General features: G+C 71.8%; 21 protein-coding genes. 10 read left to right on the plus strand and 11 right to left on the minus strand.

Annotation, left to right across the window (positions count from 1 at the left end; all coding sequences use genetic code 11):
• Window positions 1–53: 53 nt before the first annotated feature.
• The 3 genes from trxB (at window position 54) to ACIBTV_RS17165 (ending at window position 2,674) form a co-directional block, all read left to right on the plus strand.
• A complete protein-coding gene (gene trxB / locus ACIBTV_RS17155; RefSeq protein ID WP_396705887.1) occupies window positions 54–1,007 on the plus strand; it encodes a thioredoxin-disulfide reductase in 954 nt (317 codons plus the stop codon).
• Between the two features lie 32 nt (window positions 1,008–1,039).
• On the plus strand, window positions 1,040–1,363 hold the full coding sequence (trxA, locus tag ACIBTV_RS17160) for a thioredoxin (protein ID WP_396705889.1): 324 nt from the start codon (window positions 1,040–1,042) through the stop codon (window positions 1,361–1,363).
• 147 nt (window positions 1,364–1,510) lie between these two features.
• Window positions 1,511–2,674 (plus strand): N-acetylmuramoyl-L-alanine amidase, encoded by a 1,164-nt coding sequence (locus tag ACIBTV_RS17165; protein WP_396705891.1) that lies wholly within the window; start codon window positions 1,511–1,513, stop codon window positions 2,672–2,674.
• Between the two features lie 4 nt (window positions 2,675–2,678).
• On the opposite strand, the gene ACIBTV_RS17170 is transcribed toward ACIBTV_RS17165, so the two are convergent.
• Entirely contained in the window at window positions 2,679–3,344 is a 666-nt protein-coding gene (locus ACIBTV_RS17170; protein ID WP_396705893.1) for a GNAT family N-acetyltransferase, read from the minus strand.
• Between the two features lie 289 nt (window positions 3,345–3,633).
• On the opposite strand from ACIBTV_RS17170, the gene ACIBTV_RS17175 reads away from it, so the two are divergent.
• Window positions 3,634–4,947: a PLP-dependent aminotransferase family protein gene (locus ACIBTV_RS17175; protein ID WP_396705895.1), complete on the plus strand. Its 1,314-nt coding sequence runs from the start codon at window positions 3,634–3,636 to the stop codon at window positions 4,945–4,947.
• Window positions 4,948–4,954: 7 nt separating this feature from the next.
• Window positions 4,955–5,953: a D-alanine--D-alanine ligase gene (locus ACIBTV_RS17180; RefSeq protein WP_396705897.1), complete on the plus strand. Its 999-nt coding sequence runs from the start codon at window positions 4,955–4,957 to the stop codon at window positions 5,951–5,953.
• A 246-nt stretch (window positions 5,954–6,199) separates the two neighbouring features.
• Here ACIBTV_RS17180 and ACIBTV_RS17185 read toward each other — a convergent pair whose 3' ends face one another.
• From ACIBTV_RS17185 to rpmH, 9 genes are all read right to left on the minus strand, one after another.
• Window positions 6,200–7,243: a hypothetical protein gene (locus ACIBTV_RS17185; RefSeq protein ID WP_396705899.1), complete on the minus strand. Its 1,044-nt coding sequence runs from the start codon at window positions 7,241–7,243 to the stop codon at window positions 6,200–6,202.
• Between the two features lie 2,285 nt (window positions 7,244–9,528).
• Entirely contained in the window at window positions 9,529–10,539 is a 1,011-nt protein-coding gene (locus ACIBTV_RS17190) for a ParB/RepB/Spo0J family partition protein (protein WP_396705901.1), read from the minus strand.
• Window positions 10,540–10,566: 27 nt separating this feature from the next.
• Window positions 10,567–11,832: an AAA family ATPase gene (locus ACIBTV_RS17195; RefSeq protein ID WP_396705903.1), complete on the minus strand. Its 1,266-nt coding sequence runs from the start codon at window positions 11,830–11,832 to the stop codon at window positions 10,567–10,569.
• A gap of 377 nt (window positions 11,833–12,209) precedes the next feature.
• Window positions 12,210–12,908 (minus strand): 16S rRNA (guanine(527)-N(7))-methyltransferase RsmG, encoded by a 699-nt coding sequence (gene rsmG, locus ACIBTV_RS17200; protein WP_396706146.1) that lies wholly within the window; start codon window positions 12,906–12,908, stop codon window positions 12,210–12,212.
• A 121-nt stretch (window positions 12,909–13,029) separates the two neighbouring features.
• Window positions 13,030–13,668, minus strand: coding sequence for a protein jag (locus ACIBTV_RS17205; RefSeq protein WP_396705905.1), 639 nt, complete (start codon window positions 13,666–13,668; stop codon window positions 13,030–13,032).
• A 181-nt stretch (window positions 13,669–13,849) separates the two neighbouring features.
• Window positions 13,850–14,836, minus strand: coding sequence for a membrane protein insertase YidC (gene yidC, locus ACIBTV_RS17210; protein ID WP_396705907.1), 987 nt, complete (start codon window positions 14,834–14,836; stop codon window positions 13,850–13,852).
• Between the two features lie 3 nt (window positions 14,837–14,839).
• Window positions 14,840–15,079 carry a membrane protein insertion efficiency factor YidD gene (gene yidD / locus ACIBTV_RS17215; RefSeq protein WP_231921902.1) on the minus strand — a complete coding sequence of 80 codons (240 nt, stop codon included), beginning with the start codon at window positions 15,077–15,079 and terminating at the stop codon, window positions 14,840–14,842.
• Between the two features lie 44 nt (window positions 15,080–15,123).
• Complete coding sequence (gene rnpA, locus ACIBTV_RS17220; protein WP_396705909.1) at window positions 15,124–15,531, minus strand: ribonuclease P protein component; 408 nt, start codon at window positions 15,529–15,531, stop codon at window positions 15,124–15,126.
• A gap of 36 nt (window positions 15,532–15,567) precedes the next feature.
• A complete protein-coding gene (rpmH, locus tag ACIBTV_RS17225; protein ID WP_091593805.1) occupies window positions 15,568–15,705 on the minus strand; it encodes a 50S ribosomal protein L34 in 138 nt (45 codons plus the stop codon).
• A gap of 629 nt (window positions 15,706–16,334) precedes the next feature.
• Here rpmH and dnaA point away from each other — a divergent pair.
• The 5 genes from dnaA to ACIBTV_RS17250 all read left to right on the plus strand — a co-directional run bounded on the left by dnaA (window position 16,335) and on the right by ACIBTV_RS17250 (window position 22,766).
• A complete protein-coding gene (gene dnaA / locus ACIBTV_RS17230; protein WP_396705911.1) occupies window positions 16,335–18,155 on the plus strand; it encodes a chromosomal replication initiator protein DnaA in 1,821 nt (606 codons plus the stop codon).
• Between the two features lie 805 nt (window positions 18,156–18,960).
• Window positions 18,961–20,094 (plus strand): DNA polymerase III subunit beta, encoded by a 1,134-nt coding sequence (gene dnaN, locus ACIBTV_RS17235; protein WP_396705913.1) that lies wholly within the window; start codon window positions 18,961–18,963, stop codon window positions 20,092–20,094.
• A 39-nt stretch (window positions 20,095–20,133) separates the two neighbouring features.
• Window positions 20,134–21,006 (plus strand): phosphogluconate dehydrogenase (NAD(+)-dependent, decarboxylating), encoded by an 873-nt coding sequence (gene gnd / locus ACIBTV_RS17240; protein WP_396705915.1) that lies wholly within the window; start codon window positions 20,134–20,136, stop codon window positions 21,004–21,006.
• A 16-nt stretch (window positions 21,007–21,022) separates the two neighbouring features.
• Complete coding sequence (gene recF, locus ACIBTV_RS17245) at window positions 21,023–22,156, plus strand: DNA replication/repair protein RecF (RefSeq protein ID WP_396705917.1); 1,134 nt, start codon at window positions 21,023–21,025, stop codon at window positions 22,154–22,156.
• Window positions 22,146–22,766, plus strand: coding sequence for a DUF721 domain-containing protein (locus ACIBTV_RS17250; RefSeq protein ID WP_396705919.1), 621 nt, complete (start codon window positions 22,146–22,148; stop codon window positions 22,764–22,766). Before recF ends, ACIBTV_RS17250 begins: the two co-directional genes overlap by 11 nt.
• A gap of 57 nt (window positions 22,767–22,823) precedes the next feature.
• On the opposite strand, the gene ACIBTV_RS17255 is transcribed toward ACIBTV_RS17250, so the two are convergent.
• Window positions 22,824–23,051, minus strand: a complete 228-nt coding sequence (locus ACIBTV_RS17255; RefSeq protein ID WP_396705921.1) for a hypothetical protein — start codon at window positions 23,049–23,051, stop codon at window positions 22,824–22,826.
• Window positions 23,052–23,098: the final 47 nt, after the last annotated feature.

Consider the following 23,098-nt stretch of genomic DNA (forward strand, 5'->3'; position numbering starts at 1 on the left):
TCGGATCGGCATCGGTAGACGCCGACGCCGACAACACAACTCGGGAGACGGCAGTGGACGAGGTCCGCAACCTGATCATCATCGGCTCCGGGCCGGCCGGCTACACCGCGGCGGTCTACGCCGCACGCGCCAACCTGAATCCGCTGGTGATCGAGGGCGTGCAGTCCGGCGGGGCGCTGATGACGACGACCGAGGTGGAAAACTTCCCCGGCTTCGCCGACGGCATCCTCGGGCCCGAGCTGATGGACAACATGCGCAAGCAGGCCGAGAGGTTCGGCGCCGAGTTCCTCACCGACGACGTGACCCGGGTGGAGCTGGTCGACACCGGCGACGCCGGCTCGGGCGCGACCAGCACCGTGTGGGTCGGCGAGACCGCCTACCGGGCCCGCGCCGTCATCCTGGCCACCGGCTCCGCCTGGCGGCCGCTGGGCGTGCCGGGCGAGCAGGAATACCTCGGCCACGGCGTCTCGTCCTGTGCCACCTGTGACGGCTTCTTCTTCCGTAACCAGCACATCATCGTCGTCGGCGGTGGTGACTCGGCGATGGAGGAGGCCAGCTTCCTGACCCGCTTCGCCGACTCGGTGACCATCGTCCACCGACGCGACTCGTTCCGGGCCAGCAAGATCATGGCCGAGCGGGCGCTGAGCAACGACAAGATCAAGGTCGAGTGGAACAGCGTCGTCGAGGAGATCCTCGGCGACGACGGCAAGGTCACCGGCGCCCGTCTCCGCAACGTGCACACCGGCGAGACCAAGGTGCTCGACGTGACCGGTGTCTTCGTCGCCATCGGTCACGACCCGCGCAGCGAACTCTTCCGCGGTCAGGTGGAGCTGAACGACGAGGGGTACGTGAAGGTCCAGGTGCCGAGCACCCGGACGAGCGTGCCCGGTGTCTTCGCCGCCGGCGACCTCGTCGACCACGTCTACCGGCAGGCGATCACCGCCGCCGGCACGGGCTGCGCCGCCGCCCTCGACGCCGAGCGTTTCATCGCGACGCTGCAGGGCTGAACAACCGAAACACACCCTGGAGGAGGGGCATAGTGGGAACGACCAAGGCGGTCACCGACGCGAGTTTCGCGACCGACGTGCTGAAGTCCGACAAGCCGGTGCTGGTCGACTTCTGGGCCGAGTGGTGCGGGCCGTGCCGCAAGGTGTCGCCGCTGCTGGAGGAGATCGCTGGCGAGATGGGTGACCAGGTCACCATCGTCAAGGTCAACATCGACGAGAACCCGGAGACCGCCCGGGCCTACCGGGTGATGTCCGTGCCGACCCTCACCGTGTTCAAGAACGGTGAGCCGGTGCAGTCCATCGCCGGGGCCAAGCCCAAGGGCGAGCTGGTGAAGCTCATCGAATCGGCGCTCTGACCTGCGCCGACGACGCCGAACCCCGGACCGCCTCCGCGGTCCGGGGTTCGGCGTTTTTCGCCGCCCACGCCACCTCGCCCCGCCGAAGCGCATAACCTCAAGCCGGGGCCGCCCGGCCAGCCAGCGTCCGTGCAGAGGGGGTCGTGCGTGCGTCCGATCCGTCCCGGTGACCGCGGACCCGCGGTCACGGAGATCCGTACGGTCCTGGTCGGTCTGAACCTGCTCACCCCGGCCGGTCCCGACGACGACGAGTTCGACGCCCAGATCGAGCGGGCCGTACGCGCGTTCCAGCAGTCCCGCGGGCTGAGCGTCGACGGCCGCGTCGGCGAGGAGACGTGGCGGGCCCTGGACGCCGCCCGCTGGCGGCTCGGCGCCCGCACGCTCTACCACGCCGTGCCGGAACCGCTCACCGGCGAGGACGTCCGGTCGTTGCAGGAACGCCTGCTGGAGATGGGGTACGACGTCGGCCGGGCCGACGCCATCTACGGCGTACGCACCTCGCGGGCGGTGGCCCAGTTCCAGCGGGAGGTCGGGCTCACCCCCGACGGCGCCTGCGGACCGCACACCATGAACGCGCTGCGCCGGCTCGGCCGGAAAGTCGTGGGTGGCCGGCCGCAGTGGCTGCGCGAGTCCGACGCCATCCGCCAGTCCGGTCCGACCCTGGTCGGCCGCACCGTGGTCATCGACCCCGGGCACGGCGGCACCGACCCGGGCGTCGTGGTGCCGGACGGGCGGCTGCGTTGGACCGAGGCGGACCTGGTCCACGACCTGGCCAGCCGACTGGAGGGACGCCTCGCCGCCTCCGGCGTGCGGGTCCAGCTCACCCGGGGGCCCTCCCCGGAGGACTGCCTGCCGGACACCGAACGCGCCGAGCTGGCCAACGCGCTCGGCGCCGACGTGTTCATCTCCCTGCACACCGACGGACACGCCAACCCGTGCGCCGAGGGCGTGGCGACCTACCACTACGGCACCGACAACGGGGTGACCTCGGCGACCGGTGAACGGCTCGCCGGGCTGGTGCAGCGGGAGATCGTGGCCCGTACCGGCCTGCGGGACTGCCGCACCCACGCCAAAGCGTGGGACCTGCTCCGGCTGACCCGGATGCCGGCGGTCCGGGTGGAGATCGGATACCTCACCTCACCCGCCGACCGCGACCGGCTGGTCGACCCGCGGTTCCGGGACCGGCTGGTGGAGGCGATCGTGGCCGGCGTGCAGCGGATGTACCTGCCGATCGAGCGGGACGTCCCGACCGGCTCGATCGACGTCAGCGAACTCCGTGCGGTCGTGGCGGCCGGCACGGTCGTCGACTGACAGTTCAGTGCATCGTGGCGCGGGTGGCCGGGGCGGGCCGTACCGGACGGAGCAGGGTCTCCGGGCTCATCGAGCCGAGCAGCTTCTCCAGCGCGTACTCGACGTCGGACTTCCAGCTGAGCGCGGTGCGCAGTTCGAGCCGCAGACGCGGGAAGCGCGGATGCGGACGTACGGTCTTGAACCCGACGGAGAGGAAGAAGTCGGCCGGAGCGACGCAGGCGCGGGTCGGGTCGTCCGCGTCGCCGAACTTGGCGTCGCCGAACGCCTCGATCGCCTTGATCCCCCGCTTGGTGAGGTCCCGCGCCACGCCCTGCACCAGCATCCGACCCAGCCCGCCACCGGCGAAGGCGGGCACCACGTTGGCGGTCATCAGCAGCGCCGCGTCGGCGGAGACCGGCGAGGTGGGGAAGGCCATCGAGCGGGGCACGTAGGCGGGCGGGGCGTACATCACGAAGCCCGCGGGCATGCCGTCCACGTACGCGAGCTTGCCGCAGGAGCCCCACTCCAGCAGCGTCTGGGAGACCCAGGCCTCCTTCTCCAGGCCGGGGTCACCGGCGGCGCAGGCGCGGTCGGCGGAGACCGGATCAAGCTCCCAGTAGACGCACTGGCGACACGGACGGGGCAGGTCCTCCAGGGTGTCCAGGGTCAGACTGACCAGACGTCGCGACATTGGCGCATCCCCACAATAGGCTCGGTGGTGAACCCGGCACGGAACGACAGCGCCGCCTTCCTGCCCCCGACGAGCGATCGTACGCCGCTGATCGACCGTACGGGAGAGGACGCGCGAACCCTCACCGCGGTGGGTGACCGGCGCCCGGGATGTGGACGTCCCTCATGTCGTACCTCACGTCCCTGGTCAGGGGCGACTAGGATCGACAATCGGCGTCCCACGCCCGCCATGGTCGCCGGTGTCCTGGGTACGCCGCAGCGGGAGCCGCACCAGCGATCGAGGTGATGTCATGACCGGCACGACGCTCGACGACTACACCGACCGGTACGCCCGCCGCGTGCGCGGGATGACCGCCTCGGAGATCCGAGCGCTCTTCGCCGTGGCGAGCCGTCCGGAGGTCGTCTCGCTGGCCGGTGGTGCCCCCTACATCGCCGCGCTGCCGCTCGACGCGGTGGGCGAGATGCTCGGCCGGCTCGGTGGCGAGCACGGCGTGACCACCCTCCAGTACGGCATCGGCCAGGGCACCCTCGAGCTGCGCGAGCGGATCTGTGAGGTGATGGCGCTCTCCGGGATCGACGCCGCGTGCGGCGCCTCCCCGGAGGACGTCGTGGTGACCGTCGGCGGCCAGCAGGCCCTGGACCTGGTGGCGCGGCTCTTCCTCGACCCGGGGGACGTGGTGCTCGCCGAGGGCCCGACGTACGTCGGCGCGCTCGGGGTGTTCCAGGCCGCCCAGGCCCAGGTGGTGCACGTCCCGATGGACTCCGACGGCCTGATCCCCGAGGCGCTGGAGGCGGCGATCGCCGACCTGGCCCGCGCCGGACGGCGGGTCAAGTTCCTCTACACCATCCCCACCTACCAGAACCCGACCGGCGTGACCCTCTCCGAGGAGCGGCGCGAGCGGGTCCTCGACATCTGCGAACGAGCCGGGCTGCTGGTGGTCGAGGACGACCCGTACGGCCAACTGGGTTTCGAGGGCGAGGCGCCCGCGCCGCTGCGCGCCCGTCGGCGCGACGGCGTCTTCTACCTCAGCACCTTCTCCAAGACCTTCGCCCCCGGTCTGCGGGTCGGCTGGATCCTGGCGCCGCACGCCGTCCGCGACAAGCTGGTGATCGCCAGCGAGGCGCAGATCCTCTGCCCCAGCGGCTACGCGCAGGCCGCCGTCGCGACCTACCTCAGCACGATGCCGTGGCGGCAGCAGCTCAAGGTCTACCGCGAGGTCTACCGGGAGCGGCGGGACGCGCTGCTCGACGCCCTCGCCGACCTGATGCCCGCCGGGACCACCTGGACGAGGCCCGGCGGCGGTCTCTTCGTCTGGGCCACCCTCCCCGACGGGCTCGACTCGAAGGCCATGATGCCGAGGGCCATCGCCGCCCGGGTCGCCTACGTGCCGGGCACCGGCTTCTACGCCGACGGCACCGGCACCGGTCACATGCGGCTCAACTTCAGCTTCCCGCCGCCGGAGCGGATCCGGGAGGGCGTCCGCCGGCTGGCCGGGGTGATGGAGCAGGAGCTCGCCACCCGACGGGTGTTCGGTGCGATCCGCGGGGAGGGCCCCCGTCGTGGCCGGGCCGGCTCCGACACCCCGGGTCCCGACTTGGCATGATTCCGGCATGGGTACGACCGCTGCCGAGCAGCCAGGGCTGACCGCGTCACCTGTCACCGAGGACCTGCACGTGCTGGTGCTCGCCGGCGGGCTCTCCTACGAACGGGACGTGTCCCTGCGCTCCGGCCGCCGGGTCCTCGACGCGCTGCGCGCCGTCGGCGTCGACGCCGAGCTCCGGGACGCCGACGTAGCCCTGCTGCCGGCCCTGGCCGCCGACCCGCCGGACGCCGTGGTGATCGCCCTGCACGGCGCCACCGGCGAGGACGGTTCCCTGCGCGGCGTACTCGACCTCTGCGACGTGCCCTACGTCGGCTGCGACGCCCGCGCGTCCCGCCTCGCCTGGGACAAGCCGTCGGCCAAGGCGGTGCTCCGCGAGGCCGGCATCCCCACCCCGGACTGGGTGGCACTGCCGCACGACCGCTTCTCCGAACTCGGCGCGGTGGCGGTGCTCGACCGGATCGTCGACCGCCTGGGGCTGCCGCTGATGGTCAAGCCGGCGCAGGGCGGTTCGGGCCTCGGCGCCGCCGTGGTCCGGGACGCCGCCGCCCTTCCGGCCGCCATGGTGGGCTGTTTCGCGTACGACACCACGGCCCTCGTGGAGCGGTACGTCCCCGGCATGGACGTCGCGGTCTCCGTCGTCGACCTGGGCGACGGCCCGGAGGCGCTGCCCGCCGTCGAGATCGTGCCCCGCAACGGCGTGTACGACTACGCGGCCCGCTACACCGCCGGCCGCACCACCTGGCACGCCCCGGCCCGACTCCAGCCCGAGGTCGCCGACCACGTCGCCGACGTGGCGCTCGCCGCGCACAACGCGCTCGGCCTACGGGACCTGTCCCGGGTCGACATGATCGTCGACGCCGACGGCCGGCCGCACGTGCTGGAGGTGAACGTCTCCCCGGGGATGACCGAGACGTCGCTGCTCCCGCTCGCGGTCTCCGCCGCCGCCCTCGACTTCGGCCAGGTGCTCAGCTCGCTGGTCGCCCGAGCCGCGACCCGCCGCCCCTGACCGCGCGGCTGCCTCTGATCGCCGCCGCCGCTCTTGCCTGGCTCGCCTCCGGTGCGAGCGAGCGGCGCGGACGGGTTTGCCGGTTCCGCCGTGCTGGCGGTTGCGTCGCGCCTGCGGTTGCGTCCTGCCGGCGGTTTCGTCGTGCCGGCCGGTTCCGCTCGGCTGCCGGTTCCGCCGGTTCAGGCCGGCCCGCTGCCCAGCGGCCTCGGCGACCGTCATGCGGTTCGAGCAGCCACCGCGGCTGGGTCAGTTCGGGCCGGTCGCTCCATCGCCCTTGACGGTGACCGGCGCTGCCCTCGTCTCCTCGTCCCCGGTCTCTTCGACGTCCGTGCTGTCGGCGTCGTCTGCGTTCTGGCCGCTGCCGATCCCGGTGCCGCTACGACCAACGCCGACCGTCGCTCCGAGCGCACTTCCGGCGGTGCCGCGATCGTCGGCTTCGACGGCGGTCCTGACCCCGTCCCCGCTGCCGCCCTCGGCACCGGTTCCGTTGCCGCCCTCGTCACGCACGACCACCTCGGTGCCGCCCGCAGTGGGTCCGGCACCGGCCGTCGCGGCATCGCCGACCACCGTTACTCCGGTCGTCCCGACTCCACCGCCGTCACCCGTGGCCGCTTCGGGATTCTCCTCGGATGCCTCGATCACTGACACCACCTCGTCGACCGGCCCTTCGTCGACGGTGGCCGCCCCCTGGGCGGCGAGGCTGGACGGCGCCTGCCACTGGATCCGCGGCGGTTCCGCCAGCGGTCGTCCGCCGAACTCGGCGAGCCAAGCCGCGACGAGCGCGAGATTCTCTCGCCACTGTGCCTCGGGGATCGGCGGCAGGATCGAGTCCCAGAGCGACAGGAACGTGCCGCGCAGTTGGAGCTGACCGTAGGGCCGGGCGAGGAACCACATGTGCAGGTGGGCGGAGCCATCGCCCCAGCGGTTCACGTGCACTCTACCGACGCCGTCCAGCGAACGGATGGCCCGCTCCAGCCGTACCGTCATCACCCCGAGCTCGGCGGCGAGCAGGTTCGGCAGATCGCCGATGTCGAGGTGGGACCGGGATTCCAGGATGAGCACCATCGGCAGGCCGGTGGGACGGTCCATGGCGCGTACCCGCCAGCGCTCACCCACCCAGATGTAGGCCTCGTCAGGAGCGGCGCAGGCGGTGCACTCCCGGCTGCCTTCGCCCTTGCGGGGCGGTTCGACGGCGACCGGCGGGTCGAGCTGCTTGACGCGGAGATCGCCCTCGAAGGGGAAGGAGGGCCAGTGGGTGAAGTCCGGAACTGCAGGAGGGGTGTCGGGCACGAGGCTGACCCTAACCGAGTCGGAGACGACTGTCCCTACCCGAAATCCTGGGTGGTTCCGGGCCCGAGCAACGCTCCCGTCATCCACCGTTCCGGGAGATATCCACAGGCCTCCGCACTGGCGGATCCGCGCCGTCATCCACAGGCCAACACCCATCTCCACGCGCTGTTTCACGTGAAACGACGGGTGCCTGTGGAAAACCCGTGTGGATAACTTCAGTGGATAACTGCGCGGCACGGTCCGGGGTAACGCGAGCGGGCCGCCTCCCTCGTTTCACGTGAAACGAGGGAGGCGGGATCCGGTCCCGGCTCGCTGCGACGACCGCCCCGAGGAGGCCGTCCGCTCCGCCGATCAGCACGCCTGCTCGGCGCGTCCGCTGCGTCCGCCCTTGGCGCCCTCGATCGGTGCGCTCCGTCGGAGTAAGTCGTTCGGGTCCAGCCGCTGAACCGTCGATCCAGTGGCCTCGTCCGACCCGGCCGGCGCTCGTCGGACCCGACCGGCGCGGCGAACCGGGAGCGGACTTGGCGGCCCGGCCGGCGCGGCGAACCGGTGGCCTGGCGGACCCGGCCGCCTTCGGCCAGTCGGCTGTCGGCCCTGGGCGCGGTCGCCTCGGCTGGTCGCCTATCGCCCGGTCAGCGTTCAGAGCGCCTCCCTCAGCGCAGTCGCTCCGTGATCTCGATGACCCCAGACCGTCGACCCGTTAGCGGTAGTCCGCTCCCTCGGCCGCGTTCCTGCCCACAGTCGCACGACCAACTCTCCGCCCTCATCACCGAGATGCGGATCGCGGCGTCGTTTCCGTCCCGGTCGTTCCTCTGGCGGCCCCGACGGTCCTGGCCCCGACCGGCGCTGCCTGCCAGGGCAGGGGGCTCAATCTCCCCCGTGCCCATCGGACAGCGTCGCCCGACGCACCGGCGCCCGCTCTGGGCGGCCGGCGGCCCGCAACGCGCGGAGGCGCTCGGACACAGCCGCCCCGGACGGGGCTTGGTCGTCCGCCGAGAGTCACGCAGCATGACGCCTCGGCCTCGAACCGACGGCGGCCGGCAACCCCTGCGGCTCTCGCTCGCCACGTCTGCCGCACGGTTTCACGTGAAACGAGGCCAGTGGGAAGAGTCGCGCGGGACGACGGCTACCCGTCATCTCGTCCGCCCGGATCCGGCCCGGTCCGGATTCACTGCCTTGGGCAGCCGCCGACTCGCCGCTGTCCTCTTCCGGCGATCAGCCGACCTTGCCTGGCACCGCCCGGCCGGCCGAGCGAGCTGTCCCTGTGGCCGGGCGCCGTCGGCAGCACTCAGCGTCTGGTCCCCACTGCACTTCGTCCGCTCACCGGAACTTCAGAGGGGGCGCGAAGCCAACAGCCAGAACCGCTCGATCGCCAGGGAGCGGACCCCGCACTTCCCGGCTCCCGGGCGTCGCGGTATCTCCCAACACCCGGACACCGTGACATCACTCGGTTATCGAGTCGATCATCAACACCGCAGAGCCCGAAGCAGCCGCTGGAACGCGGAGCCTCGGCCCCGTGGGGGCACGGATGGAAGGACCGGCAGCGAGCAGATCCCCGAGAAGGATTGGCCCGGCCCTCCAGAACGCCCCTGGCGGCTTCTCTCCGTCAGCCGGGGACCGGATGCACCAACGGTCACTTCGTAGGCTCCAGAAGCGGCTGCGCGACTGCCGGAGCCACGGCGGGGGCGGTGCGTTCACCGGACCGCCGGCACCCGGCGCTCACCTCTAGCGCGTTTCACGTGAAACGGCGGACGCCGACCCAGCGGTCAGCCACTTCATTCGGCCCGCCAAGGCCCTCACGGCAGCGGGGCCCTTGGCCTTGGCGCCCGGCCATTTCCCCGGGGCGCCGTCTCACGACCCTGCGGGTACGCCAGCCCGCCGGCCCAGCCGCAGTCAACATCGGGCACCCCGCCCCCACGGGCCACACCCGCGCTCCGCCCTGATCAACCCGGCACCCATGGCCCGCACCCGTGCTCCACGCCGACCACCCGCCACCAAGCCCCGGCAAGGCGCCCAGCCCCACGCCCCGGAAGGCGCGCACAGCCCTGCCGCTCGGCCAGGGCGCGCCCTCATGCCGGCTCCGCCCCGCGAACTGCCGGCCGTCACCCAGACCGGGCCTGCCGCCAGACCGGACCGAGGTCCGCGAGCTCGGAGACCGGTGGAGCCCTTGTCTCACCTTCTCGCTGGCGGCAGTCCACGGACCAAGCGCTCGGGGAAGGCCGGCGGAGATGACGACGGCCGCGACCCCGAGGTCGGGGAGCGCGGCCGTCGAGCGGTCCGGTCGGTCAGCTCTCGGGTTCCTCCGGGGTGAAGCCGATGATGCCCACGATCCGCTCCAGGTCGTCCACCGTGGCGAATTCGATCGTGATCTTGCCCTTGTTCCGGCCGATGTCCACCTTGACGCGAGTGTCGAACCGGTCGGAGAGCCGGTCGGCGAGGTCGCCCAGGGCGGGTGCCTGCGGCTTGGGGCGCCGCTTGGCGGCCGGGGTCTTGGCGGGCGCCTCGCTGAGCGCCAGCGCGACGATCTCCTCGGTCGCCCGGACGGACAGCCCCTCGACGTTGATCCGCGTAGCGAGCTGCTCCTGCGCCTCCGGGTCCTCCAGGCTCAGCAGGGCTCGGGCATGCCCGGCGGAGAGCACGCCGGCGGCGACCCGCCGCTGCACGGGGGCGGGGAGGTTCAGCAGCCGGATGGTGTTGGAGATCTGCGGGCGGCTGCGCCCGATCCGGCGGGCCAACTCCTCGTGGGTCGCCCCGAACTCCTCCAGCAACTGCTGGTAGGCCGCCGCCTCTTCCAGCGGGTTGAGGTTCGCGCGGTGGATGTTCTCCAGCAGCGCGTCCCGGAGCATCGCGTCGTCCCGCGTGTCCCGGACGATCGCCGGAATGCTCTCCTTGCCGACCGCTTGGGCGGCACGCCAACGGCGCTCGCCCATGACCAGCTCGTACTTCTCGTCGTCCAACTGGCGCACGACGATGGGCTGGAGGAAGCCGACCTCCTGGATCGAGACCTTCAGCTCCTCGAGCGCGTCCTCGTCGAAGACGTGCCGGGGCTGCTTCGGGTTCGGCACGATCGCGTCGACCGGGATCTCGGCGAACCGGGCTCCGGGGACCGGGCTCAGTTCCGGGCCGGTGGGCACCGGGGCGGCCGGGACCGCCGGCGGTACGACCCCGGCGCCGGCAACGCCGCCGGCCGGCGCGTTGTCGGGCGCGCCCGTGATCGCACCGGCGGTCGGCGCCGGTCCGGTCGGGATCAGCGCCCCGAGGCCCTTACCGAGGCCGCCCCGAGGACGGTTCACCATGCCATTCCTCCCGACGACTCGTCCGCACTACGCATTCCGGCTCACCGGCTCCATGACGCCCCGCTCGGCGATCTCCTGGGCCGCCTCGAAGTAGCTCGTAGCGCCCCGCGACCCCGGATCGTAGGTCATCACCGACTGGCCGTAGCTCGGTGCCTCGGAGACGCGTACGTTGCGCGGGATCACCGCCTGGAGGACCTTGTCGCCGAAGTGGTTCCGGACGTCCTGCTCGACCGCGTCGGCCAGGCGCGTACGCCGGTCGTACATGGTGAGCAGGATCGTGGACACCTCAAGCCTCGGGTTGAGGTGCTGCCGGACCAGGTTGATGTTGTTGATGAGCTGGTTCAGCCCTTCCAGCGCGTAGTACTCGCACTGAATCGGGATGAGTACCTCTTGGGCGGCGACGAGAGCGTTCACGGTGAGCAGGCCCAGCGAGGGCGGGCAGTCGATGAAGACGTAGTCGAAGTGACCCGGGTACGCGGTGATGGCCCGGTCCAGCCGGGACTCACGGGCGACCACGGAGACCAGCTCGATCTCGGCGCCGGCCAGGTCGATGGTCGCCGGGACGCACCAGAGGTTCGGGATGCCCTCCACCGCCTGGGCGACGTCCGCCAACGGCACGCTGTTGATGAGGCAGTCGTAGACGTCCGGCACACCGGTGTGGTGCGGCACGTTGAGACCGGTCGACGCGTTCCCCTGCGGGTCCAGGTCGATCACCAGCACCCGGTTGCCGTGGAGCGCGAGCGCCACCGCCAGGTTGACGGTGGTGGTGGTCTTACCGACGCCGCCCTTCTGGTTCGCGACGCACATGACCCGGGTCCGCTCTGGCCGAGGCATCGTCACCTCGCCACTGGGGTTCAGGATCTGCACGGCGCGCATCGCCTCCATAGCCAACGGTGGGTCATCGTCTTCGCCCGTTTCACGTGAAACGAACGACGGGTCAACCGGAGGTGCCGCATACGGCTCGACCGGAGCTGCGGAGGCGTCGGACGCCACGGCGGTCGGGGACGCGTCCCGTACGCCATCGGGAGTTGGCTGGTGCGGTACCGGCGGCTCGAAGCGGGCGGACGCCACGCTGTTCCGGCGCGGGGTCGACCTCGCGTCGCCAGGGGCGTTCGCGGGCCGCGTCACCCCGTCCGACGCTCGGCGCGTCCCGGGGGAGTCCGCCGGCTCGGTACCGGGCGGCACCTGTCCGCCACGGCCGCCGACGTACCCGGCACCCCGGGGGCCCTCCTCGGCCGACCAACTCGGATAGGCGGTTTCACGTGAAACATGGTCACTGGCCGACCCGTTCACGCGTGGATCGTCATACCTGCCGTCGTCATGCACCTGTCATCCCTGCCCGCTTCGGATGGTCGGTCCGCACCCGTCAACTGGCCACGTCCGCGCTCGTCCCGCGGCTCCCTGCGGCCGGTGGGAGTGGTCGGAGACCGTAGGGTCCTTCACCACCCACCCCACACTATCGACGCGCGGTCAGCCTACGGTGGACGGGCGTGGCCGGTCCACGTCGGGTTCTCGTCCCTTCGTTCCACCCGCAAGGGTTTCAACGAGGCAACCCCGTCCGGGAAAGCCGCCGAGCTGATCGAAGCGCTGGTCAGCCGCCGTCCGACGACGGCGAGTTCTCGTGGAGCCCGGCCGACTCGTCGAAAGTCGGCGGGTGAGAAGTCCCGCGGTCAACGCCGACGGGACCGGCCACCCCGTGACTTCTTGCCGCCCCCCGCGCGAGCCGGCCCCACCACCCGTTCCCGCACGATCTCCACGACGGTGGTCGGCGGGTCGATGACGTCGACCCCGCAGCGGTGCATCGTCGGCTCTCCACCGCCGAGCTTCGCCACCGCCGCCGCGTGCTCCACGATCTCCTCGGCCGCCGAGGCGCCCTTCAGCGCGACCAGTCGTCCGCCCGGCGCGGCGAGCGGCAGGCACCAGGCAGCGAGCCGGTCCAGCGGTGCCACCGCGCGGGCGGTGACCACGTCCCCGATCAGCGGGGCGACACCCGACGCGCCGGAGGCGGCCTCCTCGGCCCGCCCACGGAAGACCCGCACGGTCTTCGCCAGACCGAGCTGCTCGACCACCTCGATGAGGAAGGAGGTGCGCCGGGCCAGCGGTTCGATCAGCGTGACGGTCAGGTCGGGCCGCGCGATCGCCAGCACGAGGCCCGGCAGGCCGGCACCGGAGCCGACGTCCAGCACGGCCGCGCCCTCCGGGATCCGCTCGGCCACCACCGCGCAGTTCAGCAGATGCCGGTCCCAGATCCGCGGTGCCTCCCGGGGACCGATCAGCCCGCGGACCACGCCGTCGGTCGCCAGCAGCTCCGCGTACGCGGCGGCGAGGTCGAGGCGGTCGCCGAAGAGGGTACGGGCGGCGCCGGCCAGCTCGGGGGGAAGCACCGCGGCGGCGGGGTCGGGTGTGCCGGGCCGGACAGGCGACGGCCCGGGTGAGCTGTCACCCGGGCCGGCCACGGCACCGGCCGTGGTGTCGTCGTCGGTCACCCGGTCAGTCCACCGGCCGGACGACGATGCGCCGGTTGGGCTCGACGCCCTCCGACTCGCTCTCCACGCCGCTCATCGCGTTGACCACGTCGTGCACGCACTTGCGCTCGAAGGCGGACATCGGCTCCAGGCGGACGGCCTCGCCGTACTCCTTGACCTTCTCGACCGCGTTCTTGGCCACCGCGGCGAGCTCCTTGCGCCGGTTGGCCCGGTAGCCGCCGACGTCGAGCAGCAGGCGGCTGGGGGTGCCGGTCTGCCGGAAAACCGCGAGCCGGGTCAGCTCCTGGAGCGCCTCCAGGGTGGCGCCGCGCTGGCCGACCAGGCTCTGCAGCCGGCCGCCGACGACCTCGACCACGGGGCGTCCGCCCGAGACCAGCTCGTCGATGTCACCGTCGTAGTCGAGGATGTCGAGCAGGCCCTCGACGTAGTCGGCGGCGATTTCGCTCTGCCGGAACAGGTCGCTCTCGGCCGGGGCCTTCTTCTCCCGACCGGCCTCGACCTCGGTCTCCTCAGACTCGGTGTCGTTGTCGGTGTCGCCGTTCGCCGCGATCGGGGCGGTCCCCTCCTCGTCCAGGGACTGGTCGGCGCGGGGGATGCTGGTGTCGGTCACGGTGTCATCTCCGTACTCGCTCGGCCGGACCATCGGGTCCGCTGGTCTCCCGGGGGCCGGCGGGAGGTCGCCGGTGCCCACGGGCACGTCTGTACGGGCCAGTGTCGCCCGTGGCCGCGCCGCGCGCGGGGTGTTCCGCCCGGCGCCGGCCGTACGGCGGCTGCACGGTGCGGAACGGGCCGCCGTCGGTCTCCCGGCGGCGGCCCGACTGAGCTCAGCCCTGCCGCTTGGCGGGGCGCCCCTTCTTCGGGTTGGCCGGCTTCGCGCCCGGCTTCGGGCCGGCGACCTTGGGCGCGGTGGCCTTGGCCGGCGCCTGCGGAGCCGGCTTGCTCCGACCGAACAGCCCGGCAGACTTCGCCGGCTGCACCGGGTTCCGCGCGCCCGAGGTGGCCTTGCTGGTCGCGGTGGGCGGCGGCGGGTACTTGCGCAGCACCCACTGCTGCTGGCCGAGGGTGAAGAGGTTGTTGGTGACCCAGTAGATGATCACACCGATCGGGAAGATCGCACCCGACACGAGCAGCGAGAGCGGGATGCCGTAGAGCATCAGCCGCTGGATCATCCGCTGCTGCGGGTCCTCGGCCCAGCCGGTCTTGAGGATCATCTGGCGGCTGGTCAGGTAGGTGGTGCCCATCATGACCAGGACCAGGATGCCGGCGATGACCTTGACGGTGGTGCCGTTGGCGCCGAGTCGGGCCAGCTCGTCGGTCGTCGAGCCGAACTTGCCGGCGATCGGCGCGGTGAAGAGCTTCGCGTTGGAGGCGCTGTCGAACTGCTCCACGGACCAGCCGTACAGGGTCTTGGCCTGCTTGGCCGGGTCGAGCCGGCGGAGCACGTGGAAGAGGCCCAGGAAGACGGGGATCTGGAGGAACATCGGAAGGCAGCCCATGAGCGGGTTGGCCTTTTCCTTCCGGTAGAGCTCCATCATCTCTTTCTGGAGCGTCTCCCGGTCACCCTTGTGCTTCTCCTGGAGGGCCTTGACCTGGGGCTGCAACGCCTGCATCGCGCGCTGCGACTTGATCTGCTTGACGAAGACCGGGAAGAGGATCACCCGGACGGTGACCACCAGGAAGACGATGGCCAGGATCCAGGCGAAGTTCGTGCCGATCACCGCGTCGACCGGGACCCCGATGGCGTCCCAGGCGGAGTGCCAGGTCAGCAGGATCCACGAGATCGCGTAGTAGATCCAGTCCAGACTGAACAATTCTCAGGCTCCAGTCAGATCGGCACGGCGGTGACCGCCCGGCTCCGGCACCGGGTCGTGTCCACCTGGGTGGAAGGGGTGGCAGCGCAACAACCGCCGGACCGCCAAGCCGATCCCGCGGACCGCGCCGTGCCGTTCCACCGCCTCAAGGGCGTACGCACTGCACGACGGGTAGAACCGACAGCGGGCCGGCAGTGCCGGACTTATCCACCGACGGTACGCGATGATGGGCCCGATCAGCACACGGGCGGCGGCGCTGCGAGGCCGGGAACCGGCCGCGTGGGCCGTCACCGGCGTCGCCCGCGGGGCGCTCGGGCCGCGACGAGCGCGGCGTCGAGGTCGGCGGCGAGTCGGGCGTACGACGCGTCGGCGGCCGCCGGCAGCGCACGGACGACGAGGGTGGTGCCCGCCGGGAGCCCGGCCAGCCGCTCCCGGACGAGGTGCCGGAGCCGACGGCGGACGCGGTTGCGGACCACGGCGGGCCCGACGGCCTTGGAAACGACGAAGCCGGCGCGGCTCGGTGCGGAGGTGTCCTCCGCACCGGTGGGCCGCGCCGGCTCCGGCGAGGTCGTTGTCGGGTCGTCGGGAGGCAGGGTCAGGTGAACCACGACGGCACCACGGCCGGCGCGACGGCCACCGCGGACCGCTGCGGCGAAGTCAGTGCTGCGCCGCAGTCGTTGTGCGGCCGCCAGCACGACTGCCCACGTCTCCCGGACCTACCCGGTCGGCCCTCAGGCCGACAGGGTGGTGCGACCCTTGGCGCGGCGGTTCGAGAGGATGGCACGGCCAGCGCGGGTGCGCATGCGCAGCCGGAAGCCGTGGGTCTTCGCGCGCCGGCGGTTGTTCGGCTGGTAGGTGCGCTTGCTCACGTCAGGCTCTCCGTTTTCGTACGCGCCCCGCGCGATGGGATCGCCCGGGGTCGTGGGGTGGTCCAGGCCACCTCGACGGTGACCTCCGATCGGTGCTGCCCGGCGGTGCGGGACCTCGGCGACGCGGGGATGCGACCGCGGACAGCATGCACCCATCACCCTAGCAGAGGGCGAGAGAGCGGCCGCTCCAGCCTACGCAGGGGGGCAATGACCGTCAAACGTCGCGGCGAAGGTCCACCCGGACGCGCCGGCGACCGAAGCGGCGGTTTTCACTGATGCCGAGAACGACCGGGCCGCGTCGCCGGTTGATGGCGCAGGGACAACGCTGTTACCGTGCCCGATTGCGGTCGGCGTCGGGGGGTCAGGTCGTCGCTGACCGGCAAGACCGGACAAGGTAGTGAATCGTTCGGCACGGTGTACCCGCTTCAACGCCCGTTCAGGCAGGGGGCAGGTCCCATCCGCGTCCGACGAACGGCCACAATCGGTCGGTACACAGGCTGTGGATAACTTGTGGATGACTGGTCGGCCGTTCGGGTGGTGATGGACCACCCGCGCGCACGCGGCGGGCCCGGGACGGCCGGCTGGCAGACAGCGGCGGCCGGGAGCAGAGGCGAGGGGGTGGCACGACGGTGGCCGGTACGACCGACCTTGCCGCGGTGTGGACGGCGACGACGGACGAGCTCGCCGACGAGATCATCTCCGCCCAGCAGCGCGCCTACCTCCGACTGACCCGCCTGCGCGCCATCGTCGAGGACACCGCTCTGATCTCGGTCCCGGACGCCTTCACCCGGGACGTCATCGAGTCCCGCCTGCGGCCGGCGATCACCGAGGCGCTGACCCGGCGGCTGGGTCGGCCGATCCAGGTCGCCGTCACCGTCCGGGTCGCCGAGGACGCCGCGGGTCGCCCGGCGGGCACCGTCTATCGCAGCGGCCCCGAGCCGGCGGCCCCCGAGGGCGCCCCGCCGAGCCTGCTCGACGACGACCCGGCCGTCGCCCCGCCGCGGCCGGAGGTGTCGATCCCGGAGCAGCCGCAGCCCGAGCGCGTCGCCGAGCTGAGCCCACCGCCGATCGAGGCGCACCAACCCGACGCGGCCCCGCCCGGGCGCAACGCCCAGGAGACGCTGTTCAGCACCGCCTTCGCCGAGCCGCCGCCGGCGACCCGTCCCGCCGACCGGCGGGGCTTCGAGGACCAGGCGGCCCGGCGCGGCTTCGAGGAGCAGGCGGCTCGGCTGAGCCCGCCGGGTCCGGACACCCGTGGCTTCGACCCCCGCTACCGGGAGGACGTCGGCTCACCGCGCGACCAGCACGTCATCCGGGCGTTGCCGCGCGACGGCGGGACGGACAGCGGACCCGGGCGGGGTGGCACGGATCACCGGACAGGTCTGCCGAGTGAGCGGCGTCTGCCCGGCGCCGACACCGGCGGCAACCGGCTCAACCCGAAGTACATGTTCGAGACGTTCGTCATCGGGTCGTCGAACCGGTTCGCGCACGCCGCGTCGGTCGCGGTCGCCGAGTCGCCAGCGAAGGCGTACAACCCGCTCTTCATCTACGGCAGCTCCGGGCTGGGCAAGACCCACCTGCTGCACGCCATCGGGCACTACGCGACGACCCTCGGCAACGCCCGCTCGGTGCGGTACGTGTCGACCGAGGAGTTCACCAACGACTTCATCAACTCGCTGCGGGACGACAAGACCAGCGCGTTCCAGCGGCGCTACCGCGACGTGGACATCCTCCTGATCGACGACATCCAGTTCCTGGAGAACCGGGAACGGACGCAGGAGGAGTTCTTCCACACCTTCAACACCCTGCACAACTCCAACAAGCAGATCGTGATCACCTCGGACCGGTCGCCGAAGCAGCTGGCGACGCTGGAGGACCGGCTGCGTACGCGGTTCGAGTGGGGGCTGCTCGCCGACATCCAGCCGCCGGACCTGGAAACCCGGATCGCGATCCTGCAGAAGAAGGCGGCCCAGGAGCGTCTCTTCGCCCCGCCGGACGTGCTGGAGTTCATCGCCTCGCGGGTGTCGAACTCGATCCGCGAACTGGAGGGCGCCCTGATCCGGGTGACCGCGTTCGCCAGCCTCACCCGTTCGACGGTGGAGCTGTCGCTGGCCGAGGAGGTGCTGCGGGACTTCATCCCGGACGGCGCCGGGCCGGAGATCACCGCGGACCAGATCATGGTGTCGACCGCCGACTACTTCGGAGTGAGCCTGGAGGACCTTCGCGGCCACTCGCGCTCGCGCGTCCTCGTCAACGCCCGCCAGGTGGCGATGTACCTGTGCCGGGAGCTGACCGATCTCTCCCTGCCCCGCATCGGGCAGGCGTTCGGCGGCCGCGACCACACCACGGTCATGCACGCCGACCGCAAGATCCGGCAGCAGATGGCCGAACGCCGGTCGCTCTACAACCAGATCGCCGAGCTGACCAACCGGATCAAGCAGACCACCTGAGGCGTACGCCTGCCGTCGGGTGACCGACGGCCACCGCACCGGTAGCGCCCGGCCGTGCCCACGGCCGGGCGTTCGTGTTTCTCCACACCTCTGGTGTTTCTCCACACCCTCATGAGCTTGACCCTCACGTCGGTCGAGCCCACAGGATCGGGGCCGTGTCCGTCCACGGCCCCGATCGTTGTCCACATCCCGTTGTCCACCGACGGTGGATAACTACCTTCCGTCCTCGCCCGGTTACCCACAGCCTGTGGAGAACTCCTGGGGACGGCGTGTGGACGGGTGGGGAAAACTCGATCGTCATCCACCGACGACGATCACCGTGTGGATGGGCTGTTGAAGGTTCTGGGGATGACGACGAAGAAGGCGGTTGGGGCGATCCACAAGCCTGGGGAGAAAGTCCGTGGACAACCGGTGGACAACCGGTGGACAAGCGTGGACAACGTCGCGGCTGACGGGGCCTGTGGACTCAGACACCCGTTCGCACCCCGGTTCTCCACAGCATGAACACCGGTGGATAACCTGTCTCACCTGCGCGAACGTCGGTTCTCCACAGTTTGCACAGGTGCGATGAAGACGATGAGTTATCTCTTCTAAAAGAACAAAAACCAATCATCACCGTTGGACTTTCTGTGGATCGGGCCGAGCGCTGCCAGGACGGCAGTGAGCACCCACCCCGCAAGCGGGGTCGGGCGCACAGTGGATGCCGACGCGTCCTAAGGTGCGAGGGGTACCCGCACCGTCAGGCGGGTCGGCAGGCAGCGGTCGGCATGAGAGAGTTGTCGTCGACGTCGACGCGGAGGCATTGATGAAGTTCCGAGTGGAGCGCGACGCGCTCGCCGAGGCCGTGGCCTGGACCGCGAAGAGCCTGCCCAACCGGCCGTCGGTTCCGGTGCTCGCCGGGGTGATGCTGCGCGTCACCGACGGCAACCTGCAGGTCTCCGGGTTCGACTACGAGGTCTCCAGCCAGGTGACCGTCGAGGTGCAGGGTGACGCCGACGGCGCGGCCCTCGTCTCCGGTCGCCTGCTCGCCGAGATCACCAAGGCCCTGCCGGCCAAGCCGGTGGACATCGCCGCGGTCGGCGCGCACCTGGAGCTGGTCTGCGGCAGCGCACGGTTCACCCTCCCGACCATGCCGGTCGAGGACTACCCGACCCTGCCCGAGATGCCGGAGAGCGCCGGCACGGTCGACGCGGCCGCCTTCGCCTCTGCGGTCGCCCAGGTGGCCGTCGCCGCCGGGCGGGACGAGACCCTGCCGATGATGACCGGCGTCCGGATCGAGCTGAGCGGCAGCACGCTGGCGATGCTCGCCACCGACCGCTACCGGCTCGCGCTGCGTGAGATCCAGTGGAGCCCGGACGATCCCGACATCAGCCTCAACGCCCTGGTGCCGGCGCGCACGCTGCACGACACCGCCAAGGCGCTCGGTCCGCTCGGCGGCGAGGTCACGATGGCGCTCGCAGCCGGCGGCGCCGGCGAGGGCATGATCGGCTTCTCCGGCGGCACCCGGCGGACGACCAGCCGCCTGCTCGACGGCGCCAACTACCCGCCCGTGCGGTCGCTCTTCCCGAGCAGCCACAACGCCGAGGCGCGGGTGTCGGTGAGCACCCTGATCGAGGTCGTCAAGCGCGTCGCACTCGTCGCCGAGCGCACCACCCCGGTGCTGCTCAGCTTCAGCGCCGACGGGCTGGTGGTCGAGGCCGGCGGCTCCGAGGAGGCCCGGGCCAGCGAGGCGATGGAGGCCACCTTCACCGGTGACGCGCTGACCATCGGCTTCAACCCGCAGTACCTGATCGACGGCCTGTCGAACCTGGGCGCCCAGACCGCGATGCTCTCGTTCGTCGACGCCTTCAAGCCCGCGGTGATTTCGCCCGCCGGTGAGGATGGCGAGGTCATCCCCGGGTACCGGTACCTCATCATGCCGATCCGCGTCTCCCGCTGATCGCGCAGGCACATCCAGCAACACCGGAAGGTAGGAACAATGCAGCTCGGCCTGGTAGGACTCGGCCGCATGGGCGGCAACATGCGTGAGCGGTTGCGCGCCTCCGGCCACGAGGTGGTCGGTTTCGACCACAACGCGGAGCTGAGCGACGTCACGTCCCTCGCGCAGCTGGCGGAGAAGCTCGAGGCGCCGCGGGCGGTGTGGGTGATGGTGCCCGCCGGAGTCACCGACGCCACGATCGACGAGCTCGCCGAGGTGCTCGACGCCGGCGACATCATCATTGACGGCGGCAACTCGCGGTTCAGCGACGACGCCCCCCGCGCCGAGCGGCTGAACGACCGTGGCATCGGCTACATCGACGTCGGCGTCTCCGGCGGCGTCTGGGGCCGGCAGAACGGCTACGGGCTGATGGTCGGCGGCGCCCAGGAGCACGTCGAGCGCCTCATGCCGATCTTCGACTCGCTGAAGCCGGAGGGCGAGTTCGGGTTCGTGCACGCCGGGCCGGTCGGCGCCGGGCACTACGCCAAGATGGTGCACAACGGCATCGAGTACGGCCTGATGCACGCCTACGCCGAGGGCTACGAGCTGCTCACCGCCTCCGAGCTGGTCACCAACGTGCCGGGCGTCTTCAAGTCGTGGCGCGAGGGCACCGTGGTCCGGTCCTGGCTGCTCGACCTGCTCGACCGGGCCCTCGACGAGGACCCGGAGCTCGCCGAGCTGAGCGGCTACACCGAGGACACCGGTGAGGGCCGCTGGACGGTGGACGAGGCGGTCCGGCTCGCCGTGCCGCTGAACGTCATCACCGCCTCCCTCTTCGCCCGGTTCGCGTCCCGCCAGGACGACTCGCCCGCGATGAAGGCCGTCGCCGCGCTGCGTCAGCAGTTCGGCGGGCACGCCGTCCACAAGCGCTGACCGGTATCCACAACCTGTGTACGTCCGCCGGCTGGAACTGGTCGACTTCCGTTCGTATGAGCGCGTCGGCGTGGACCTCCAGCCGGGGGCGAACGTCCTGATCGGCGCCAACGGCGTCGGTAAGACCAACCTGGTCGAGGCGATCGGCTACGTGGCGACCCTGGACAGTCACCGGGTCGCCACGGACGCCCCCCTGGTGCGGATGGGCGCCGGCGCGGCGGTGATCCGCTGCGCGGTGGTGCACGACGGCCGGGAGCTGCTGGTCGAGCTGGAGATCGTCCCGGGCAAGGCGAACCGGGCCCGGCTCGGCCGCTCCCCGGCCCGTCGGGCCCGGGACGTGCTCGGTGCGCTGCGCCTGGTGCTCTTCGCTCCGGAGGACCTGGAACTGGTCCGCGGCGACCCGGCGGAGCGCCGCCGCTACCTGGATGACCTGCTGGTCACTCGCCAACCCCGCTTCGCCGGCGTCCGCGCCGACTACGAGCGGGTGGTGAAGCAGCGCAACGCGCTGTTGCGGACCGCGTACCTCGCCCGCAAGACCGGCGGCTCGCGCGGCGGCGACCTCTCCACGCTGGCCGTCTGGGACACCCACCTGGCGCGGCACGGGGCCGAGCTGCTGGCCGGGCGGCTGGAGCTGGTCGCCGCGCTCGCACCGCACGTGACCAAGGCGTACGACGCCGTGGCCGCCGGCCGTGGCTCCGCCGGCATCGCCTACCGGCCGTCGCTGGAGCTGGTCGAGCCCACCACCGACCGCGCGGTGCTGGTCGAGGCGCTGACCGCCGCGCTCGCCGAGTCGCGGTCGGCGGAGATCGAGCGCGGCACCACGCTGGTCGGGCCGCACCGCGACGAACTGGCCCTCACGCTCGGCCCGCTGCCCGCCAAGGGGTACGCCAGCCACGGCGAGTCCTGGTCGTTCGCGCTCGCGTTGCGGCTGGCCGGCTACGACCTGCTGCGCGCCGACGGGATCGAACCGGTCCTGGTGCTGGACGATGTCTTCGCGGAGCTCGATGCGGGCCGCCGGGAGCGGTTGGCCGAGCTGGTCGGCGGGGCGAGCCAGCTGCTGGTGACGTGTGCGGTGGACGATGACGTCCCGGCGGCGCTGCGCGGAGCCCGCTACGAGGTCGGCGAGGGGACGGTACGCCGTGTCGAATGACCCGCAGCGCCCGGACGGGCCGGCGTCCCGTGGTCCGGTGCCCGCCGGGTCGGCGCCGGCCGGGTCGACCTCCGACGGGCCGCCGCCCGGAGCACCGGACGGGGCCTCCGGCCCGGAGCTGGCGCGGGCGGTGCTCGACGCGGCGAAGGCACGGCGGGAGTCGGCGGCCAAGAGTCGGCGGCGCACCAGCACGACCGGTGGTGCGGGCGGCGGCGAGCGGCGGCTCCGCGGCTATTCCGGCCCCGGCCCGGATCCCCGGGATCCCCAGCCGCTCGGCGCCGTGCTCGACCGGTTGGTGAAGGCGCGCGGCTGGCAGCAGCCGGCGGCCGAGGCGACCGTCTTCGGTGCCTGGGAGCGGGTCGTCGGGCCGGAGGTGGCGCAGCACAGCCGTCCGGTGAAGTTGGAGAACGGCGAGCTGACCGTGGAGGCCCGCTCCACCGCCTGGGCGACCCAGCTACGGCTGCTCGCCGGGTCGCTGCTCAAGCAGATAGCCCGCGAGGTCGGGCACAACGTGGTGCGCAAACTGCACATCCACGGGCCGGCGGCACCGTCGTGGTCGCGCGGCCCGAGGCGGGTGCGGGGGCGTGGCCCCCGAGACACGTACGGCTGAGCCTGCTCGATCCTGGCGTCGGTGCCGGCGGCCACGAAGAGCCCGCACCCGCCCCGCTCAGCCGTCGCGTCGGGCCTCGCGCTCGGCGCGCTTGCGCTCCCGCTGCTCGCGGCTGTAGCGCTTGCGGTTCTCCAGGTCGCGCTTCCACCCCTCGCGGGCCTCGGTCGAGCCCCCGTACACGGCGTTCCCCACGCCCTCGGCGGGCCCGGCCAGGTACTTGTACGCGAACCGCAGGAACCGGCCACCCTCGCCGGCGCTCCTGGTCTCCTTCGCGTCCTCGCTCATGCCATGACCTCCGCTCGGGAACCGCTTCCACGCACCCCAACCGTTGG

This window comes from Micromonospora sp. NPDC049366, from assembly GCF_044466625.1.
Classification (GTDB): Bacteria; Actinomycetota; Actinomycetes; order Mycobacteriales; family Micromonosporaceae; genus Micromonospora.

What these genes read in the sequence shown, in the direction of transcription:
- ACIBTV_RS17170 (WP_396705893.1), bottom strand. Translation starts at nt 3,344, where the DNA reads ATGTCGCGACGTCTGGTCAGTCTGACCCTGGACACCCTGGAGGACCTG.
- ACIBTV_RS17175 (WP_396705895.1), top strand. Translation starts at nt 3,634, where the DNA reads ATGACCGGCACGACGCTCGACGACTACACCGACCGGTACGCCCGCCGC.
- ACIBTV_RS17180 (WP_396705897.1), top strand. Translation starts at nt 4,955, where the DNA reads ATGGGTACGACCGCTGCCGAGCAGCCAGGGCTGACCGCGTCACCTGTC.
- ACIBTV_RS17190 (WP_396705901.1), bottom strand. Translation starts at nt 10,539, where the DNA reads ATGGTGAACCGTCCTCGGGGCGGCCTCGGTAAGGGCCTCGGGGCGCTG.
- ACIBTV_RS17205 (WP_396705905.1), bottom strand. Translation starts at nt 13,668, where the DNA reads ATGGTCCGGCCGAGCGAGTACGGAGATGACACCGTGACCGACACCAGC.
- dnaN (WP_396705913.1), top strand. Translation starts at nt 18,961, where the DNA reads ATGAAGTTCCGAGTGGAGCGCGACGCGCTCGCCGAGGCCGTGGCCTGG.
- gnd (WP_396705915.1), top strand. Translation starts at nt 20,134, where the DNA reads ATGCAGCTCGGCCTGGTAGGACTCGGCCGCATGGGCGGCAACATGCGT.
- ACIBTV_RS17255 (WP_396705921.1), bottom strand. Translation starts at nt 23,051, where the DNA reads ATGAGCGAGGACGCGAAGGAGACCAGGAGCGCCGGCGAGGGTGGCCGG.